This is a genomic window from Nostoc sp. UIC 10890 (genome assembly GCF_054786515.1).
The window spans coordinates 2,047,045-2,067,608 of the sequence record NZ_JBSGKF010000001.1; the positions used below are offsets into that span (position 1 = coordinate 2,047,045).

Sequence of the window (20,564 nt, forward strand, 5' to 3'; positions counted from 1 at the left end):
ACAGCTAATCAACGCGCAAGTTATAAGGAGTGATGGGTGAGGTGTCAATACTATAAAATCTCGTCACTCCTTTTTACTGACTTCAAGCTTTTCACAGCTTAAAGACTTTTGTATTAAGCACTAAAGTGCTTATATCAGGGCTAGAGCAAACTTAACGGATGCCATCATTATCAATGGCGCTGTAGCCGTCACTGGGGAAAAGCCCCAACCAAGGGTCAGAACTAGGAGTTAAAAATAGTTGGGCGTATACCTGTTCATTGAGTGTTTCCACACTGCTTGTTTGCTTACCCTGCATAAACCATTGATGAATTTGGCTGTGCAGCATATATTCATTTCTGACTGTATCTAAAGCCATTGTGGCTTCAAATTTTTTCACTATTATCGGCAAATTATCTTCCTGAGTGTTTGCAGACTGAGACTTTTTAGCTTTGATTAGAGAGATACTGTTTTGATCTAGCTTGACATCGGCGGCATAGAGTTGAGCAATTTTGTTCCAAACTTCCTGGTCGGTTATTTCAGCTAAAGCGTTTTGATTTCGTTCAGCATCAGACTGGAGAGCAGTTAGCATTGGCCTTTCAACTATCATCTTAGAAACTGCTAGAGAGCTTGCTATTTCTGCTGTAGGTGGCTGACTGGGATTGTTCGGAGTTTCCACCAACTTAGGGGGAGACTGGATACCCAGGCGAGATAAATCTGCAACCCATTGAGCTTGGATAGAATTTAGGCGATCGCTGTGGTATTTTCTTAAATAAGACTCGCGATCGCTTGGGGTAAGTTTACTGTAGTTTTTTACTACTACTTCAGCCTGCTGTAGCTGACGCAAAAATGCTTTGGGACTGTATAACCCTGGAATTGCATCAATTGGATGCCCCGATGCGTCCAATATATAATGAATGCTATTGCCTGTAATCGTTCGCTCTAACTTGCGTCCGTCGCCAAAATCAATAGTTACTTTAGGTACAGGTCGCACTGATTGCCAGTGCAAAATGAAGCGGTCTTGAAGTAGTTTAGAAATCTCAACATTCGGATACAGCGCTACCCTAAAGAATCTACTATTAGCACAACTCAAATCCTGATCCAGCCTTCCCAATAACCGCAGAGATAGAATGGGTTTACCACTGGTTCTAGCAGCAGCTTTGGCTTGTTCTATGTCAGTATACCAGTACAGACGAGAGGCGTAACAGTCGCGTTGTTGGCAAAGTTCATCTAAAGCAATCCGGAGTGCAGGGGAAGGTATAACTGCACCAGAAGAATCGGTATTTAGCGTATTGGCATGGGATTTGAGAAATACTTGTAACCCTGTTGGGCCCTGTTTCCGAAGCACAGAAACTTCTTGAGATAGCTGGGAAATATCAGCGACAGCAGTTTGAGCATCAGCTGTCTGCAAAAAACTGAAGCTGACTAGCATTAGTGCAAAAGGATATTTTAAGGTTCTAAATTTCATATATTTTCAGAAAAATAGGAGATGCGGGTGTCGCCATCACTAAATAGAGAAGTCTAGTTTAACTTGTAAGAATCTTATCTGTTCTGAAAGGCAATAGGCAATAGGCAATAGGCAATAGGAAAGAAGGGTTCTTAGTTGTACTGAGTTTTTTCAGAAATCAAATATATATTTATTAACTAAATCTACTTCATCAAACTCAGGTTTTGTTAAAAGTTTATATACTTTTTGCTTGAGCTAGTTAAATATGCTAATTAAGAGTTGCTCTATATAAATCTGCCTTTTTACAAATTTCCGTAACATCCCTCTTCTATTAATAGGTTAAATATAACTAAGATATTAATGGTTGTGCTGGCTTAGTTGATGAAAAAACGTCAATTATTCCAGGTGTATCTATTTGCCAACTCTCTATCAGACTGATTCATAGTCTTACAGCATTTTGCATCTAAATGAAGTACATCTTTTACCCCTCTTAATCCCCCCTTGCAAATGGGGGAAACCGAAAATCCAGTTCCCTCCCCTTTGCAAGGGGAGGGTTAGGGTGGGGTATTTTTGTACTTCATTAACTTGCAATCTGCTGTAAAATAACCGCTCTCTTTTTACTAAAGAGAAGTTTACCTTCCCCTTGCCTTGTAGTAAAGGTAATTCAAGGAGCTTCGGTTGTTGTTAGGGAATTAATGTACTAAGCGCTAGTAGTCTATCCGTTGGTCAATCACTGCGATCAAGCTTGATTGTACAACAGCGTCATGATTTATATTGGAAAATTGCGATTTTATTTCCAACTAATAACAAACACAACTTCTTCAAGATTTGAATATTTATCAACCCATTTTACCAATCTCCATGAAACAATATATTTCTCATTTGCTCATACTGGTATTAGGAACAAGTTCGACTTTCATCGTTACTCCATCTCAAGCTCAAACTCCGGTCAAGCCCAACAGTCAAAATACTGATAATACTACTTCCGTATCTTCAAATTCATCTTCAGCTATCCAATTGAGTGATTTTGCTGATTCTACTAATAGCAAACCACCTATCCTCTCTGAGGCAGCTGATAATTCTTCTACTGCTACTACAAATATAACTGCAACTAAGCCTGAACCAAGGGTTCCTATATTCAGCAGAATCTTTCGCACACCTTCAATGCAGCAATAATTAGCGCCAATCCAATATATTTTTGCCTCCCTCCTAAAAGGATTCTCAAGATTTGTGTGTAGCTCTTTCTAAGGGGAGGGTTAGGGCTTTCAAGGGTAGGTATTTTGCATTTGGTCATTTTTTGACTATTTCAGCCGACGCTTAAATCCTGAAACGACCAAACCATGTTAAACAGTTGAGAAAATTCTCAACTATTTTCGAGATTTTTAAACCCCTACCCTTGAAAGAGGGTTAGGGTGGGGTATAACTGACGCGAAAAAACAGGTGAGTAAACTTATTTCAGGCTTATGTGTACACTGTAGCCTTATTCTTGGGGAGGGGAGACAAAGCACAGCTTTGGCGGGATGGGGTTCTTCAAAGCTGTTCAATTAGCTCAATAATTTGTTGATAATACTGGATATTTCCTTCTTGATAATACAAGTCTGCGGATTTCTGGAAATCGGCAATTGCTCCTTGAGAGTCTCCCAGATTGCGGTAGACATCTGCCCGAAGGATGTAAGCTGAAGCCCAATTAGGCTGACGCTGTAAAGCTTGGTTTAAGTCTGCAAGCGCTCCTTGTAAATCTCCCAACAGAGAACGACTACGACCCCGATTGTACCAGTCTTCGGCAAAGCTGGGGTCGATCGCGATCGCTCGACTGTAATCTTCTATTGCCCCTTGATAATCTTCTAGGGCATAGCGAGCATTAGCCCGATCGCTGTAAAATGCAGCAGATTGGGGATTAAATTGTAATGCTTGGGTGTAATCTGCGATCGCACTTTCATATTCTTCTAAAGCATAGTGGGTAGAACCCCGGTTGTAATATGCTTCAATTAAATCAGGATTAATTTTTAATGCTTGATTATAATCTGCGATCGCTCCTTGTTCATCTCCTAAAAGACGACGCGCATTTCCCCGATTACAATAGGCTTGAGAAAAATTAGGAACAAGTTCTATAGCTTGAGTGTTATCATCAATTGCACCCTGTAAATCTTGCAGAGCTTCACGGGCAATACTCCGACCATAATAAGCTGCGGCTAAATTATCATTAATTTGCAATGCTCGATCATAATCTTTAATTGCGCCTTTATGATCTCCTACAGAACGACGAGCCGCTGCGCGATCGCAATATCCTTCTGCTAAATTAGGATTGAGTTGTAATAGGCGATTGCTATCTTCAATTGCACCTTGATAGTCTCCCAATCGGCGACGAGCATTAGCCCGAAAGCCGTATACTAAAGCTAGAGTGGGATTTTCTTGTAACGCTTGGTCATAATCTGCGATCGCACCCTCGTAATCTTCAAGATTACTACGAACCAAACCACGCTCACAATAAGCTTGCACATCATCAGGATTCAGCTTTAATGCTTGGTTAAAGTCTTCAATTGCTTCGTGATAGTTTTTGAGGTGAGCAAGCACAAGACCCCGATTATAGTACGCTCCGGCAAAGCTGGGATTGATTTCTAAGGCACGGTTGTAATCTGCAATCGCACTTTGATAATCTGCTAAAGCGTAGTAGGCATTACCTCGGTTATGATAAGCCTCTGCCAAGTTAGGATCTAATTGTAATGCTTGGTTGTGGTCAGCGATCGCTTCGTGATAATTTCCTAAGATATGGTGAATATTGCCGCGATTGCTGTAAGCTGCGGCAAAATGGGGATGCCATTGTAAAACTTGCTGAAAATCTGCGATCGCTCCTTGATGGTCGCCACGTTCAAAACGAGTTACGCCCCGATTATGGTAAGCATTGGCAATATCAATATTGATATTATCAGCTAATTGGGTACTCATTTCGATTGTTTGAATATAATCTGCGATCGCTTGGTCGTAGTTTTCCAAAGCAAAGTAGGCATTGCCGCGGCTGTGGTAAGATTGCGCCAGATTCGGATCGATTTGTAATGCGACGTTATGATCTGCGATCGCTTCTTGATAATCAGCTAAAAAGTAACGAGCATTAGCCCGGTTGTAATAGGCGATGGCAAAATTGGGATTGATTTCGATGGCGCGATTGAAGTTAGCGATCGCACTGCGATAATCTTTGAGTTGACCACTTAAAATCAGCCCTAAATTGTGGTAAGCTTCGGCATAGTCAGGATTTAGCTTGATTGCTTGGGTGTAAGCTGCGATCGCGGCTTGATAGTCTCCTTGCAAATTTTGGTTTAATCCTTGGTTAAAAAAATCTTCCGCATTCATATAATTTTTTTGCTTTTGACATTCTCTAGCCTAAAGCATCGGGATTGTTAACGATATGTTTTCAAAATTATTCCAACTACTATTGTGCCGGTTGCTAGGATTTTTTGTTTCAATTGCGCGAATGAGTTTCATTTATTTGAAAGTCCAATTAAAGATTAAAAGTTATGAACAGCATAATTCACCCCATTAGGTTTCGAGTCATTGAGCGCAAAATCACACCCGAAAGGTCTTACTGGCAGTTTATAACAGGTAAAACTTTTTACAACCCATTAAATTTACCAGATGGCGATATCGAATTCATGTTTGGCACAACTAAAAAGAAAGTTGTTGTTGAGTTATTTCGGATTAATGGCGGAAAAATTGGCTACTATCTAGCAGACTTACGCCAAAAAAAATACTACTACTGCGGGCAAGATTGGGATAGTGTGAGAGTGCAGTTGCGATCGCTTGGCATTGGCAGAGACGATCCAATGGAGTAGGCTATTACAAAACCCCTCTTGAAAAGTTCTTCAGGCGGGTTTAGTCTGTATAGCCGCGATTTCCAATCGCCCGGTGTTTCTTCCAAAAGTGGATGCTCCCGATAAAGACAGAGTAGACGTAGATAATTTATCGTCTACCTTTTCAGACTGCGGTTGCATAATTTCAAACTTGCAGTCTGAAGAATAATCAGGTAACTCATAACCAACACTCTTAACTTGAGCCAACATCAACTCATCTCGTTGATGCCAAACAGCAAATATTTTCTCTCTGCCATCATATAGCGTTTCTAAATCAATTTGGTAAGCCTCATTGACTCGCTTCAACTTCAAACCCAACAAATTTAACAATCGGCTGAGTATTTTTATTGCCGAAACCTGCTCTTTCTCGCCAACTAAATTAATTCCAAGCGCTCTTTTGATATGCTTACTATGCTGAAAAGCAACATTTTTTAGCAATATCAAATCTGGCTCATTTTCAGAAAACTCTCGTTTTTCTTCGAGAAACTGAAGCATTCCTAATGCTCTCATCGCTTCAACTTTGAGCGTGTAAGTTTTTAAATCTGGGAGAAAAACTTTCCCTTCACCCCAAGACAATTGCTGATGCCATTCTTGCTCATCTCTAACGTGAAAATACTCGCTTTCGTGAGTTAAATAATAGTGAATTAACAACTGACGATAATATCCTTGTTCATCCTGTAATTTCAGCCAAGGAGTAATTTGTACACCATATCTTTGTCTAAGAACATATTTATTAATTTGGTTGCGTTCTCCATCCGTTAGGGAATGCTTAACTAACATCTGCTCATATTCTACAGAATCGATATCTTTAGCATTGGCTACAGCAGATGCTACCGATAGTTGATTTTGCTGCTTAATCTCTTTAATTTTGCGTTTAATTTCTTTAGCTTTTTGACGACTTTGTGCCCAATCTTTTTGAACCTTGACAATTTCTAAAATTAATCTTCTGCGGGTAGCTAAATCATCAGCATCAGTTGCCAAAAAGGCTAGGCGTAAATCTCGAATAATATTATTGTGAACTGCATTACTCCGCACCTGAATTTGATGTCCATCAGCAACTAGACCATCTTGCATCGATTGCCGATAGAGGCGAATAGAAGCATTTACCCTTGCAGATAACTTCGCCCAAGTTCGCAAATGAATTGGGTCATAAACTAAAGGTAAATCTACATCTATTTTATGCAATGGACTCAGCAAAGCTAAGTTTTCCTTTTGATTTTCCTGATACCAATCAGATAGCAAGCGATAATTTGTACTCCCGCTACCAATTAAACCAATACCTCGTTTAGCGCACCAGACAACACGCGGTACATCATCCCTAACTCTTGCTAAAGCTTGTCTTGCTTCCGAGTCAGGAATTACCCCTTGAAAAATGCCATAAACTCGATCAAAATGTTGGACATCAATACTAATCCCTGTACCAAGGCTAGGGGTAACAAAAACGCCGTCATATTCGGATATTTTTTGATTAATGGCTGCAATAAAATCAACTGCTGCGTGACCAGGTGTGTTTGTAGTGTGACTACTAACTACCAGAGTTTTAGGAAATTGTCGCCGTAATTTTTGTAGCCGTTCTTTCAGATAACGTTCAATTGTTTCACAACTGTAACGCCCAGCCCGACTATCGGTAGTAACGTAACATTTACGTCCCGCAAGTAAATCCAATTCCAATTGATGAATTAGCGGTGTTGGGTTTGGTGAATCATAAAAAGTCACATCCCAACCATGCTGAGGTTTCCACTGGTTGAGAACTACCCAAGGTGTTAATTTAATTCCTGCCAATCCCTGCAAATATTCAAGTGAAACATCTGATAAATCAGCATCTTGGGCAATGACTAACCCTCCACTAGTTAAAACTGTTGCAATAAGTTGCTGGAATAACTTTAAGATTTTTACCCGCTTATGCTTACAAGTATTACTATTTAACAGATGCCATAAAGATTGCTCTACTTCATCTAAAATTACTATTGCCCCGCGCCAATTTTCCGGGTTAAGTTTCCAAATAGAATCAACGCACAAGCCGAGGGAAGGCTGAGGAAAAAGAGAGCGAAGAATCGGAGGAGCAGGAGTAAGTGTTTTATTAATCCTTTTCTCGCCATCTTCTTTATGTGTTCCCCATTGAATACCAATTTTTTCACATAAAAATCGTCCAAGTAGGATTCTATGAGTAATTAATAAAACGGGTTGATTTCTACTTTTTGCTTGCTGAACAACACCTTGCAATGCTGTCGTTTTCCCCGTTCCTTTCGCTGATTTGACTCCTACTAATCCAGAAGTGGGGAAAGGTATTTCACCTATATAAGGACGGTTAAAGGTAAGTGCCGCAGGAATGCTTAACTCGGTGTGGGGTTTAGTTTGAGCAAGATAAATTTCTAAATCAATACTTTGGCGATAAACTTTCTCGAAACTACTTGCACCCTTAGCAATAATAAATTCATCAACCCCTTTTTCTATTCCTGGAAGTTCGATGACTTTCACAGGGCAATTTTTTTGCTGGAATAAACAACCAAGTTGAGAAATGGCATTATTTACAGCAGCAATTGTCTTGGGTTGAGTTTCAAAATCAAAGCAAATATAAAAGCTGCGGTTTGTAAGCGTAAATGCTGCTAAATCAGGAATTAGCTGACGACGGGTAACTTTACCAAATTCATCTTTTACAACCCGATAACCACTGGTAATTCCGGGAATGGCAATAGCTACATATCCTTGCGTCAACAAGGTAGCTGCTTTCTTTACACCCTCGCAGATGACGAGGGGAATGTTCTGTTGCATCACCCATTGCCAAAAGCCTTTAGCTTCACCATCAGCAGTAATGGTGATATTGTCGGGCATGACCAGATTGTAACGCCCAGCGACTTGCTGCCACACTTGCAACGTTACCCGCAAACAAAATACCCGCGTTGGCGTGCTGGGGGGATGCTCGTACTTGATGGATTTGCCATTGTGGTTTTGTCGGGGTTGGTTTGGCTTAAAGCATCCCCATTCCATCATTTGCCAATTATTCAAAGGGTCTAGTCCCGAACACCACCAACCACCTTCTGTGATGTGAGCGTAACGCTGCAACCATGCGGCTTTCACCATTCCGGTATTCGTGCGGGGGAGTAGCTCAGAAATCAACAGGTACTCATAAGCTGTTACACCTTGGAGCGACCTAAAATTGAGATGCACTAAGTGTAAGTCTATACCACTACTCTTGACTAATTCTTCAAGGTGTTGGGGGTGTAAATAGTGCAGATGCATAGGGAAAGGCGCGAAGGGAAGACAATGAGATTAAAACAGTAACATGCATCTGCTTTTTTTTAATACGCGAGATTGCGAGGCTTTTATGATGCTTTTTTTACTTCGTTGCAAGAAGCACATCGGTTAAGGCTCTAGTGGGTTATTCTGCCTATTAGATCCCCAAAGTAATAATTTTGTATTGTGATATTTGTTCGCTTTTAATTTTTATTTATCAGTAAATTTCTGCGTTCAGGAATGCGATCGCTGCATGACATCGCTATGAGGTAATATCTTCATCAAGTTCAGCAAAGGCTTTACACTGAGCATCCACCTGTACCACGCTTCATGTGTGAGATTGTCACCTCTCTGAATGAATAGAGACAAAACCCCTCACTCTACAGAATCCTTTAACCTCACTCCAAAGGTTTGCTAACTAAGGTTTGAGATAGCCTTAACTGTTAATTTTTCTTTGCGATCGCAGCTAATACAGATAACTTGACGTAACACTTTTACTCAAGTAACACGGTAACGACTAAAGCTGATTGGAGGTAAAATAAACAACAGCTTTTCAAATAAGTTCAATCTGCTTTATAAATCCTTTGCTTTTAGTTATGAATTTAGAAAATATGGCTTTGTATCTTTTGATTATACCGTGTGCTTTTTTCATCACTGGCTATTTTTTATTAAAAAGAAATAATAATGAAATTTCACATTTAATAGCTGTATTTGCAGCTATCAGTCTGATTTTGGGTTTAATGTTAGCTCCTTGGCAGATTTTACTTCTACTATTAATTCTTATTCTTATCAGTACAAGCTACGAATACTATACAAGCAAAATAGTCAGCAGGGAAACACAATATCCACAACAGCCTGTTCCCAAATCGGAACCAGATTATAACTTAATCTACCGTGGGGCTTGCTATCGTGCTGACCCCAATGCCAAATCAGATGGAGTTACCATAACTCCTGTAACCCATAAACTGAGCTTTCGAGGATGTACCTATTTTGTTTGTGCTGACCCCAATGCCAAATCAGATGGAGTCACCATAACTCCTGTTACCCATAAATTGAGCTTTCGGGGAAGTACCTATTCTATAAATAGAACTGCACACAGAGAAATTGAAGAGTAAGGTAGCTAGAAACTCCGTACAAGTCTCTTAAAGTTGAAATTTTATCAGGAGAGGCAGAGGGTAGGAGGAAGAAAATATATTTTTGACCTCTGTCAAGCGGGTTTAGAGCAAGTAAATTTATTTATGAAAAACAAAAAAATATCTATTTCGAGACGCACAGCGCAAGAAATACAGCGTCCTTATTAAATCCCCTAAATTTATTTATGGGGATTCCTTCTGCTTCCTGTCCTCCTGCCTCCTGCCTTCTGCCTCCTGAAAAAATACCTGATACAGATACTTGGAGAAATAGTACTAATATATGGCTTTGTCAAGATTCATAGACGCAGAAATAATGTTAAAAAATAAGAACATCTTCCGGAAATTGCTGTTGACAAAGTTTATTTTCTATAGTGAGTGGAGAGGAACTTCCTTGGTAAAAGAGGGATCTAGTTAGCTTGTTCCTTGACTATTCACTCTTTGGGGAGGCGCTTAGTCTCCGAAAAACTCTGTTTTGTCTGATGTCTCCATTAAATTAGAAGCAACTGAGAAATCGTTAACATATTTTTTAACTATTCAAATTATGTGGAAATCAAAGTTAATATTTAGATTTATACTATCGGTTGCAGCGATCGCAACTAGCGTACAGCTAAGTTCAGGGAGTGACTATGCTATTGCTGAAAGTGCATCTTCCAATCCGACTGTTGAACCTGGACAACAAAATCAAGCTTTAGAAGATGCCAAGGTTGCGATGGTAGGAGTTGGCATCGGAGCGATCGCAGGCTTACTCATTTCTGGTTTATGGTATCAGAAACGTCGTTACCGCAAAATCCAGTCACGTGCCAAAATAAACCGCTTTCGTGAAGAGTTTCTCTGCGGCTCCTTAGCAGATTATTACTTATCTAATTCTAAAGCAAATGCGTCACCGACAAATTCTCGGAAAACTTTAGCAACACCAACTAAAGAAGAAATATCCGATTCCCCTACTTCTGAAGAAACTTTAGTAACGCCAAATAAAGAAGAAATATCCGATTCCTCTACTTCGGAAACAAATAATCTAGCAGCAGAATCTACGCCAGCCGCAGCATTTAATTTATTATCTGACTCATACCACAAGTTAATTGAGGAAATTGTTGATACCGCTCTCAAAGGTCAAATCAGTTCCAAAGAGTATATACATCGCCAATTAGTAGAAAATGTGAGCAGTGGTAATGGTGAAATCTTTGAACGCTGTTTGAGCGATCGCTTGCATTCCACGCAATCTGAACTAGATCAGGTGATAAATTCTCCGAGTTTGTTCCAAAAAGAGACTCCTGAGTTAAAAAAAGCTCGTTTAAATCGTACCCTAAAGGCATTACAAAGTATTCAAGGGGAATGGGAACGAGTCCAAAAACAAAAACGGAATCAAGCCGCAGTCACCGCAGCTGTGCAACAAATTCTCACAGCCTCAGAAGCTTCTCGCTTTTCAGTCTTGTTACAAATTATTGACCCTAACCAAAACCAAGTTTTCAGCCAAAGTCAATTACAACAGCTGGCGCAAGAGTTAAAGGAAGCCGCATCTTCACACGAGGATCTCCACCGAAAACAAGAAATACAACAACTAGCGATCGGCATTGCTAACGGCGTAGAATCCTATCAGCAATTGGAAGGTTCTCTTGTCAGTTGGATTTACGAGCCAAAAGCAACTCCATTAGGATTGAAAGAGTCCAGATCAAAACAAGATCCTTGGGCTTCATGGGCACTAAAAGTCAACAGTCCCTTGCCAAAACTATTATTTTCTACATTGGCAGATGGCGGTTCTGCAACAGAGATAGTTGTTCACCAGTCAGATATAAATATGAAAGACTGGGTGGAATTGACAGTAATTCTGCAAAGAATGCAGCAAGGTTTGGTGACTTGGTTTGAAAGACAACCTTATGATTCCAAATGGGGTACATCTGCGTCCATTGCCACTTTTCTCAGTTTCGCTGTAGTTTGGTGTGAGTTATCTAATGGTTTCCGCAGCAAAGGCGAAGAATTAGCGAAAGCCTGTTTTCAGATCGTCTTACAAATTCTCAGAACTTTTGCCCATCGTGAATACTTTCCCCTTTACGGTGGGGCGTTTGCCTTTTTCGGTAGAGATTCGCTGCAAGATGCGATCGCTTATTTGAATACACCACTCAAAGAAGTGGAAGGTACCCAAGAAAAAGCGCGGATATTAACGCTGTTGGGCTATTCCCAGTTTATTTTAGGTAAATATCCAGAGGCGAACTCATTTCACCAGGAAGCCTTAGAAATTGCCCGCCAAGCCGGAGATCAACCCTGTGAAATTGCCAATCTCAACCACAGTAGCCGTGTTTGCGTTGCTCAAAAAGATTATTCTCAGGCGATTAACTACAGCCAGAGAGCATTAATTTTGGCTCGTCAAGCAGGCAATCGCTTGGGAGAAGCTCACGCCTTGGCAACTTTAGGCTATAGCGAAGTGTTTGCAGCGCAGCAGATAGAACGCGTAGAACCAGATGTCTATGAACAAGCAATAGAATACTTGCGCCGAGGTTTGGAATTGTCAGAAAAATTGAGTGATTCACGATTTGGTATCACCTTGGCTGCTCGTCAAACTCAAGCCCTTTGTTACATCAGTCTTGGTATTGCTCACGTCGCCTTAGAAAAACCCCAAGCTGCTGTAGAATACCTCGAAAAAGGCACTGAGGCGGTGCAGTTTTCTAGTGATAAATATCTGCAAGGGGTGAACTTTTTGTATTTGGCGGAAAGTTACTACAACCTGAATAATTATGAAAAAGCTGTATACAATAGCTGTCTGGGGATGTATTTATTAGAGCAAATTACGGCGGTTGAATGGCGGCAAGCGGCTGGTTTACTAACAATTTTACAGAGTAAATTAGGAGATGAAGCTGTACAGCAATTAATAGTAAAGTCCCGAACGAACATCATTAAATTTATTGGTGTTGACGGTTATGATTACTTGCCGCAATTGCTAGAAAAATACAAGCGATCGCACTAAGTTTTTGCAATAGATAGAGGTACATAAGCACAGCCCTCCGCAGGGATTATGATTTTATCCATGTAATAAAAACAACCGTAAAGTCATACCTAATTTCAAGATTGATAAATTCCTCATTTTGTACTAAAACTTATTGCTGTATCATTAGGTCTAGTCATATAATGCTGAGGTAAATTTTCTATGTAAATCTATGTTTAAGTCTTGGGAGTCAAAACTGCGGAACCTACGGGTTGAAATGCTAGGACGTGTTCCTGATATTTTGCTCAAGCCTTTTGCCAATTGTAGTAATGTATTTAAGAAAATCACACCCTATAACTTTTATATTCTTTTGAATATTCAAGACAAATATATTGGCCGCCCACTATTTATGAAAGGTAGCTATGAACAAAGCATATCAGAAACTTTTGTCAAATATCTCAAGCCAGACTCTTGTGTTATAGATATTGGAGCTAATATAGGCTATTACAGTTTACTAGCTGCCAGCCAATGTCCCCGTGGTAAAGTGTTTAGTTTTGAACCTGATAACAACAATTTTAAACTCTTGAAAACGAGTATTATCTATAACGCATTTGAGGAAATTATCCAAGCATATAATTTTGCTGTCAGTGACGCTAATAAAACTATTATTATTTCTGATCTTGGTAATACATCTAATTCCGGAGCAAGGGTTACTTCTGAAAATGAAGATTTATTAAAATCTCTAATTTCTGCTCCAAACGCATACTTAAAAAAGATAGAGGCTGTTCAACTTGATACTTTTTTAATAGAAAATAGAGTAGATATAATCAAAATTGATATCGAAGGACATGAACCGTATGCCATCCGGGGTATGCTGAATATTCTTAAGCGAGATAAGCCGATTATCTTTGCAGAATTTGCACCTTTAAATCTAAAATTATTCGGCGGTATAGAACCATCTGATTTTTTAGAGCTAATTTTAGATATTGGTTATCATATTTCCTTAGTTGAAAGAAGTGGTAGATTACTTAAGTTTAGCAGAGATATTCCTGCCATTATGAATTACTTTGAGCAACAAAAAACTCATCATATCGATATTATTTTTACAGTCTGAAATGACCTCTTTCTTATAAGTTGTCTTGCATTTAAGCCTACACTGTAATCCTTGCAGTCAGTATAGGAATATGTCACGATTAAGAATTTGGAGGGGCAATTGACTGACATCGTAGTTGGCTTAGACCTGGGTACAGGAGGAGTGCGGGCGATCGCAACTGTCAACGCAGCCACTAATTACAATAATTACCAATTACAAGAAGCAACCAAACAAGCCACTATTTCAACTAGTTCTTCTGGAGCAATCGGTTTAGATACATGAGTGTCAAATCCAGCTTCCAAGGCACGAATTCGAGCTTCACTATCAGCATAGGCTGTTAAAGCAATAGCCGGGATTCGTCCACCATTCATTGGTTTGAGCGCACGAATTTTGTTGATGAAAGTGTATCCATCTTCTCCAGGTAGCCCGATATCACAAACTAAAACATCGGGTTGTAATTCAGACAATACTTCGCGTGCCGCTGCTGCTGATATCACTGCTATAACTTTTGCTCCATCCATTTCCAAGACAGTAGCGATAAAGAAGCGAGTATCATCATCATCCTCAACTACCAGGATATTTAAACCGGCAAGAGTTCCAGAAGGTTGCATAATAAATGATGTTTTATCCTTACTTGCTGTGACTTTTACCGAAGAAAGGCAGAGGGCAGGAGGCATACCGCTTCATCTATTTTCCTACTGCCAGAACATTTTGCACAAGTAGACCCCATATTTGGGTAGGAGGCAGGTTGATTTTGGGGCTGATTATTGATAAACAAAAGTTATTATTCATTCAAGGCAATTAGATTGACATGATTCAAACAATATGTTAATAATAATAGTTTGTGGAAACTTTACTTCTTAATATAAGCTCTTGGCTAACGTCATTGTCATAGGTGCCCAATGGGGCGATGAAGGAAAAGGTAAAATAACTGACTTACTCAGCCGTTCCGCAGATGTTGTGGTGCGTTACCAAGGGGGTGTCAATGCTGGACACACGATTGTAGTCAAAGGTCAGACCTTTAAGCTGCACTTGATTCCCTCTGGTATTTTGTATCCAAATACCGATTGCATTATCGGCTGTGGAACAGTAATCGATCCACAGATTTTGATCGCAGAACTCGACCAACTAAAAGAATTAAATATTTCCACTGACCACCTGCTGATATCTGAGACAGCCCACGTAACGATGCCTTATCATCGATTGATTGACCAGGCATCTGAAGAACGACGGGGAAGCTATAAGATCGGCACAACAGGTCGGGGCATTGGGCCGACTTATGCTGACAAATCTGAACGTACAGGCATTCGGGTTTTAGACTTGATGAACCCTGATGGACTACGTGAGCAGTTAGAGTGGACGATTAATTATAAAAACGTCATTTTAGAAAAGCTTTACAACTTGCCGCCTCTAGATGCACAAGAGGTGATTGAACAGTATTTGGGTTATGCAGAACGCTTGCGACCTTACGTGATTGATACATCGTTAAAGATATCCGATGCGATTCAACGACGGCGCAATATTTTGTTTGAAGGCGCACAAGGCACGCTCCTTGACCTAGATCACGGAACTTATCCTTATGTCACCTCCTCCAATCCTGTGGCGGGGGGGGCTTGCGTTGGTGCAGGGGTAGGGCCGACAATGATTGACCGGGTAATTGGGGTGTCGAAAGCCTATACAACCCGTGTGGGAGAAGGGCCATTTCCCACGGAATTGGATGGAGAGTTGGGAGAATTGTTGTGCGATCGCGGGGCCGAATTTGGCACAACTACTGGACGCAAACGGCGCTGTGGCTGGTTTGATGCCGTTATCGGTCGCTATGCCGTGCGGATTAACGGCATGGATTGTATGGCGCTCACCAAACTAGATGTCCTGGATGAATTAGAGGAAATTCAAGTTTGTGTCGCCTATGACATCGATGGTCAACGCAGCGAACACTTCCCCACCAGTTCTCGTCAATTTGCGAGATGTCGCCCTATTTACAAAACCTTACCAGGCTGGAAAGTGTCAACAACACACTGCCGCACCCTGGAAGACTTGCCACAGCAAGCACTAGACTATCTAAAATTCCTCGCTGAATTGATGGAAGTCCCGATTGCGATCGTCTCACTAGGAGCAAGCCGCGATCAAACCATAATCGTAGAAGACCCCATCCACGGGCCTAAACGCGCTTTATTGCACCCCGATGGCACACCTGCTACCTTACTAAGTGCGTAAATTGGTCATTAGTCATTAGTCATTGGTCATTAGCAAATGACAAATGACAACTGACAAATGACAAATGACAACTGACAAATGACAAAGGACAACTTCTATGGCTATTACAGTCGAATCTCAAAAACGTCCAGAAGGCAGCAAGCCAAGAGCTTTGCGCCGTGCTGGACTGATACCTGCCAATTTGTATGGTCATAAGGGTACAGAATCCATTTCTTTGACCATTGAAGCCAAAACTGTTGAGCGTTTGCTCAAAAGAGCTTCCGTTAACAACACCTTGATTGAGTTGAATATTGCTGATGCACCTTGGCGCGGCAAAACTTTGCTGCGGGAACTTCAGATCCATCCAGCCAAAGGTACACCTTACCACCTCAGCTTTTTCGCGGTTGCTGGCCACGGCGACACAACTGTAGAAGTTCGGCTGCGTTTTGTAGGTACTGCTATTGGTGTTAAACAAGATGGTGGTGTTTTAGACACCGTAATTTCTGAATTGCAAGTAAGTTGTGCACCAGAAAATATCCCAGATGTAATCGAAATCGATGTCTCTAACCTGCAAATTGGAGACAGCTTAAGTATTAGTGATATAGCCTTTCCTGAAGGTGTAACACCTCTAGCGGAATTGGAGCGGCTTGTTGTCAGCGTTTTGCCACCACAAATTAGCGCTGAAGATGCTGGTACTGAAACTGAAACTGAAACAGCTTCTTAAGCTAGGTAAACTGTGTAATAATTTTTGATGTCACCAGGGGGATAACTCCTGGTTTTTCTGTATTTGAACCGCAGAGGAATAAAAATGACAGAAGCAACTCTTCCAGTCCTAATTCAGCAAATGTTGCAGCCTGGATTTTATCCCCATACGGTAACAGAACCCATTGAATTAATTCAAACTCACGTTTCTTATGTGCTGTTAACTGGGGATTACGCTTATAAGCTGAAAAAACCTGTGAATTTTGGCTTTTTGGACTTTTCTACCTTAGATAAGCGGCAGCATTTTTGTCAGGAAGAGTTGCGGTTAAATCAGCGGGGTGCTAGTGAACTGTATTTAGAAGTTTTGCCCATAACTTTGGTAGGGGAGCAATACCAGTTAGGGGGAACAGCCGAAGCTGTAGAATACGTGCTGAAGATGCGCCAGTTTCCTCAAGAGTCACTATTGAGTACACTTTTTGAACACGGTAAGTTAAGTGAGACACACCTAGAAGAGTTGGGACGGGTGGTGGCTCAATACCATGCCGAAGCACAGACGAATGATTATATTCGCACTTTTGGTGAAGTAGCAAATGTCCGGGCTGCTCTTGATGAGAATTATCAGCAAACTGAGAACTATATTGGTGGCCCCCAGACTCAGGCGCAATTTACAGAAACAAAGCAATATACAGATAACTTTTTTGCAGAACGTTCAGAATTATTTGCTAGCAGAATTCACAACAATTACATTCGTGAATGTCACGGGGATTTACACCTGAGAAATATTGCCCTGTGGCACGATAAAATCTTGCTGTTTGATTGCATTGAGTTTAATGAGCCGTTTCGCTTTGTCGATGTAATGTACGATGTGGCGTTTACGGTGATGGATTTGGAAGCCCGCCAGCGCAAAGACTTGGGTAATGCGTTTTTAAATGCCTATATAGAGCAAACTGGAGACTGGGAAGGCTTACAGGTATTGCCTTTGTATTTAAGTCGTCAGGCTTATGTCCGGGCAAAGGTAACTTCATTTTTGCTAGATGATCCGAGTGTACCTGCGACGGTAAAGGAAGAAGCGACAAAAACTGCCGCTGAGTATTACAAACAGGCTTGGGATTACACTAAACCAAAGCTGGGACAACTGATTTTGATGTCGGGGTTGTCGGGTTCTGGTAAAAGTACTACAGCAAAGTATTTAGCCCGTGAGCTAGGAGCAATTCAGCTTCGTTCAGATGCAGTGCGGAAACATTTAGGGGGAATTCCGCTGTGGGAACGGGGTAGCGATGATTTGTATACACCAGAGATGACCGAAAAAACTTACACACGGCTATTGGAATTGGGAATTATACTGGCTAAACAAGGTTTTTCGGTGATTTTGGATGCCAAGTATGATAAACAGCATTTACGGCAAGATGCGATCGCTCAAGCTACGAAATACCAACTTCCCATTCAGATTATCCAATGCACAGCACCCCTTGAAGTTCTAAAGGAGCGTTTGAACAATCGGACTGGTGATATTGCTGATGCCACCGCCGATTTATTAGCTTCACAAATCAAACAAGCTGAATCTTTCACGGCAGAAGAAGAACCTTACGTAAAGATTTTGGATACAACTCAATCACAACAGGCACAATTGAAAGCAGTAATTTCTCAATAGTTTTTTTGACTCTATGGCAGACAAAAAGAACGATTTTTTTGCTATTTCTCCCAGTTTCTTTTCTCAACTGTTATTTGGGGCATTTTTAACATTTATATTAATCATGACCGGCTCCGCACCACCCCTGAGCATCTTCTTAGGTATCTTGGGCGGTTTCATCTTAAGCTGGATCACAAATGTAACTAGTAATAGCCCCCAAGCCCCAGCTGTAGCCTCCTCTGATGGTGTGGATACAGGACTGAAATACTGGTTATTTTTCATGCTTGGTTTTGTATATTTGGGGTATCCCGCACCCATGAGTATCTTGCTGGGTGGAATAGGCGCTTTAGCTGGAGGCTGGATTACTGCTTGGTGGGGAAGTAAGGAAGAAATTAGAACTCAGTTGCCAGTTGAAGAATCAGAAGTGGTTGAAGTTGAACCAACAAACGAGAGGATCAACAAACGGCAAACAAGAAGAACCGGCCGCCGTTATCGTCGCCCTCCTGGAAATAGTTTCAATTTCAGGTTTTGGGAAAGGTAGGGGTTGGGGGCTGGGGATTGGGGACTGGGGACTGGGGACTGGGGACTGGGGACTGGGGGAATTTTCAACAGGCCTTTCCCTTGTCTCCCCCCTCTTCCTAATCCCCAATCCCTACTACCCAATCCCTACTACCCAGTACCCAATCCCCAATCCCCAATATGTTTTTATATCTCTCCAAGTTACTGCCACTATTTTTTTATCCACTAGGACTAGCTTGCGTAAGTTTGGTAGTAGCATTAGTTACTTTGTGGAAACGACCTCGGACTGCGGCGATCGCAATTGCTTTTGCCCTAAGTTTATTGCTATTTTGCAGTAATGCTTGGATCGCTAAATCATTAGTGCGATCGCTAGAATGGCAAAATCTTCCAAGTCAAATACCTAATACAGAAGCAATTGTGGTTTTGGGTGGCGCAACTAAATCAGCTTTTCCTCCAAGACCTACCGTCGATTTGAGTGAATCTGGCGATCGCGTCATTTATGCTGCACAACTGTATCGCCAAAAAAAAGCGCCTATAATCATACTGAGTGGGGGCCGCATTGATTGGCGGGGAAGCGGTTCATCAGAATCGGCGGATATGGCAACAATACTCACATCTATTGGCATTCCATCTGAGGCAATTGTTCAGGAACCCGACTCACTCAATACTTATCAAAATGCAGTGAATGTCCGCAAAATTTTGGAGTCTCGTGGCATCAGTCAGGTATTATTAGTTACTTCTGCAATGCACATGCCGCGATCGCTTCAGATTTTCCAGCGTCAAGGAATCAATGCTATTCCTGCACCGACTGACTTTCTTGTTAGTGAGGGTGAACTGCAAGAACTTGGTGGCACTCCCAAAGCCGCTATACTGAATTTATTACCTGATACCGACAACCTGCACCAATTTACCACCGCTTTAAAAGAGTACATTGGTTCTTTAGTTTATCGCTTACGCGGTTGGCTTTAATCAAGTTATGAGTTATGAGTTATGAGTTAGGAGTTATGATACCAATTCTGTATGAAGATGCACATCATAATACCCCCCTGTAGTCCCTCCGATACCAAGGCTACGGTGTATACACAAGTCGAATTACCCCCCTTAATCCCCCCTTGCAAAGGGGGGAAATATCCTGTTCTCACCCTTTGCAAGGGGGAGTTAGAGGGGGTGAATTATATGCAGCTTCACAAAGAAACGGTATGAGTTATTAATTATAAAGTGCGTTAATTGCCTGAATTTCAAACTCTTAATTACCAATGACAAATGACCAATGACAAATGACAAATGACAAATGACAAATGACAAACTAAATTAACTTTATGTCTAAAAATTTACCTTATATTATGCCATCTCCTCAACCCCAAGTTGAGGAAGCTTTTGCCGCTTACCAAACAACCCATCATTTCTACCACGAAGTTCGGTCACGGTCAGAGTTTCAGCGTTATTGTGAATGGTATTATACAACAGCAGAACAGAACCGCCAAGAGCTTAAAAGAATGCGCGGCGAACTGAATATTTTTCAGTGGTTTCGCCGCCGATGAGTCATTTAGATGACTTCTAACTCATTTTCACGTAAATGGGCTTTAAACTTTTTACTAAACTGGACTACAACTGGGAAATTAGCGCTTACGGGTCTGCCTTGCCATTGGGTGGCAATACCTATTACTTCGCCTTCTGTACCTTTGATGTCAAAAGCCTGATTCCGATGCTCAGGATGATGATACACTACCACCGAATCTTTAACGCGGACGCGATCGCCAACTTTCATAACAACATTTACACCTAGCATTTTCTTTTCCACAAGTATCTGCTACAAAATATATGATTAAATCGCTTTGAATTTGATTTAATCAGCTATTTCTTGACGCTTCA

General features: G+C 41.1%; 16 protein-coding genes. 11 read left to right on the forward strand and 5 right to left on the reverse strand.

Translation table 11 applies throughout. The features are described 5' to 3' along the window. Positions 1–151: 151 nt before the first annotated feature. Positions 152–1,444: a thioredoxin domain-containing protein gene (locus tag ACWATR_RS08180; protein ID WP_460331266.1), complete on the reverse strand. Its 1,293-nt coding sequence runs from the start codon at positions 1,442–1,444 to the stop codon at positions 152–154. Between the two features lie 840 nt (positions 1,445–2,284). Between ACWATR_RS08180 and ACWATR_RS08185 the strand changes: the two genes are divergently transcribed. Continuing rightward, the gene (locus ACWATR_RS08185) at positions 2,285–2,599 is read left to right on the forward strand and encodes a hypothetical protein (RefSeq protein ID WP_141699658.1); all 315 of its coding nucleotides are present in this window, start codon (positions 2,285–2,287) and stop codon (positions 2,597–2,599) included. Between the two features lie 354 nt (positions 2,600–2,953). Here the strand turns inward: ACWATR_RS08185 and ACWATR_RS08190 are convergent, their stop codons facing one another. After that, complete coding sequence (locus tag ACWATR_RS08190) at positions 2,954–4,771, reverse strand: tetratricopeptide repeat protein (protein ID WP_460331269.1); 1,818 nt, start codon at positions 4,769–4,771, stop codon at positions 2,954–2,956. A 164-nt stretch (positions 4,772–4,935) separates the two neighbouring features. On the opposite strand from ACWATR_RS08190, the gene ACWATR_RS08195 reads away from it, so the two are divergent. Then, complete coding sequence (locus ACWATR_RS08195; RefSeq protein ID WP_460331271.1) at positions 4,936–5,250, forward strand: hypothetical protein; 315 nt, start codon at positions 4,936–4,938, stop codon at positions 5,248–5,250. A 30-nt stretch (positions 5,251–5,280) separates the two neighbouring features. On the opposite strand, the gene ACWATR_RS08200 is transcribed toward ACWATR_RS08195, so the two are convergent. Then, positions 5,281–8,508, reverse strand: a complete 3,228-nt coding sequence (locus ACWATR_RS08200; protein ID WP_460331273.1) for a plasmid replication protein, CyRepA1 family — start codon at positions 8,506–8,508, stop codon at positions 5,281–5,283. A 590-nt stretch (positions 8,509–9,098) separates the two neighbouring features. Here ACWATR_RS08200 and ACWATR_RS08205 point away from each other — a divergent pair. From ACWATR_RS08205 to ACWATR_RS08215, 3 genes are all read left to right on the forward strand, one after another. Beyond that, positions 9,099–9,617: a hypothetical protein gene (locus ACWATR_RS08205; RefSeq protein ID WP_460331274.1), complete on the forward strand. Its 519-nt coding sequence runs from the start codon at positions 9,099–9,101 to the stop codon at positions 9,615–9,617. A gap of 559 nt (positions 9,618–10,176) precedes the next feature. After that, positions 10,177–12,594, forward strand: a complete 2,418-nt coding sequence (locus ACWATR_RS08210; protein WP_460331275.1) for a tetratricopeptide repeat protein — start codon at positions 10,177–10,179, stop codon at positions 12,592–12,594. A gap of 235 nt (positions 12,595–12,829) precedes the next feature. Next, positions 12,830–13,666 (forward strand): FkbM family methyltransferase, encoded by an 837-nt coding sequence (locus ACWATR_RS08215; protein ID WP_460331276.1) that lies wholly within the window; start codon positions 12,830–12,832, stop codon positions 13,664–13,666. Between the two features lie 185 nt (positions 13,667–13,851). Here ACWATR_RS08215 and ACWATR_RS08220 read toward each other — a convergent pair whose 3' ends face one another. Next, positions 13,852–14,256 (reverse strand): response regulator, encoded by a 405-nt coding sequence (locus tag ACWATR_RS08220; protein WP_460340283.1) that lies wholly within the window; start codon positions 14,254–14,256, stop codon positions 13,852–13,854. Between the two features lie 262 nt (positions 14,257–14,518). Here ACWATR_RS08220 and ACWATR_RS08225 point away from each other — a divergent pair, with 262 nt between their 5' ends. The 6 genes from ACWATR_RS08225 to ACWATR_RS08250 all read left to right on the forward strand — a co-directional run bounded on the left by ACWATR_RS08225 (position 14,519) and on the right by ACWATR_RS08250 (position 20,233). Further along, positions 14,519–15,862, forward strand: a complete 1,344-nt coding sequence (locus tag ACWATR_RS08225) for an adenylosuccinate synthase (protein ID WP_181931085.1) — start codon at positions 14,519–14,521, stop codon at positions 15,860–15,862. A gap of 97 nt (positions 15,863–15,959) precedes the next feature. Continuing rightward, on the forward strand, positions 15,960–16,565 hold the full coding sequence (locus tag ACWATR_RS08230) for a 50S ribosomal protein L25/general stress protein Ctc (RefSeq protein WP_460331278.1): 606 nt from the start codon (positions 15,960–15,962) through the stop codon (positions 16,563–16,565). 84 nt (positions 16,566–16,649) lie between these two features. Next, the gene (locus ACWATR_RS08235) at positions 16,650–18,194 is read left to right on the forward strand and encodes a bifunctional aminoglycoside phosphotransferase/ATP-binding protein (RefSeq protein ID WP_460331280.1); all 1,545 of its coding nucleotides are present in this window, start codon (positions 16,650–16,652) and stop codon (positions 18,192–18,194) included. A gap of 13 nt (positions 18,195–18,207) precedes the next feature. Beyond that, complete coding sequence (locus tag ACWATR_RS08240) at positions 18,208–18,714, forward strand: hypothetical protein (protein WP_460331283.1); 507 nt, start codon at positions 18,208–18,210, stop codon at positions 18,712–18,714. 158 nt (positions 18,715–18,872) lie between these two features. Next, positions 18,873–19,661 carry a YdcF family protein gene (locus tag ACWATR_RS08245; RefSeq protein ID WP_460331286.1) on the forward strand — a complete coding sequence of 263 codons (789 nt, stop codon included), beginning with the start codon at positions 18,873–18,875 and terminating at the stop codon, positions 19,659–19,661. Positions 19,662–20,011: 350 nt separating this feature from the next. Further along, positions 20,012–20,233 carry a hypothetical protein gene (locus ACWATR_RS08250; protein ID WP_460331289.1) on the forward strand — a complete coding sequence of 74 codons (222 nt, stop codon included), beginning with the start codon at positions 20,012–20,014 and terminating at the stop codon, positions 20,231–20,233. A gap of 5 nt (positions 20,234–20,238) precedes the next feature. On the opposite strand, the gene ACWATR_RS08255 is transcribed toward ACWATR_RS08250, so the two are convergent. Continuing rightward, positions 20,239–20,460 (reverse strand): ferredoxin-thioredoxin reductase variable chain, encoded by a 222-nt coding sequence (locus tag ACWATR_RS08255; RefSeq protein ID WP_069068195.1) that lies wholly within the window; start codon positions 20,458–20,460, stop codon positions 20,239–20,241. Positions 20,461–20,564 lie beyond the last annotated feature (104 nt).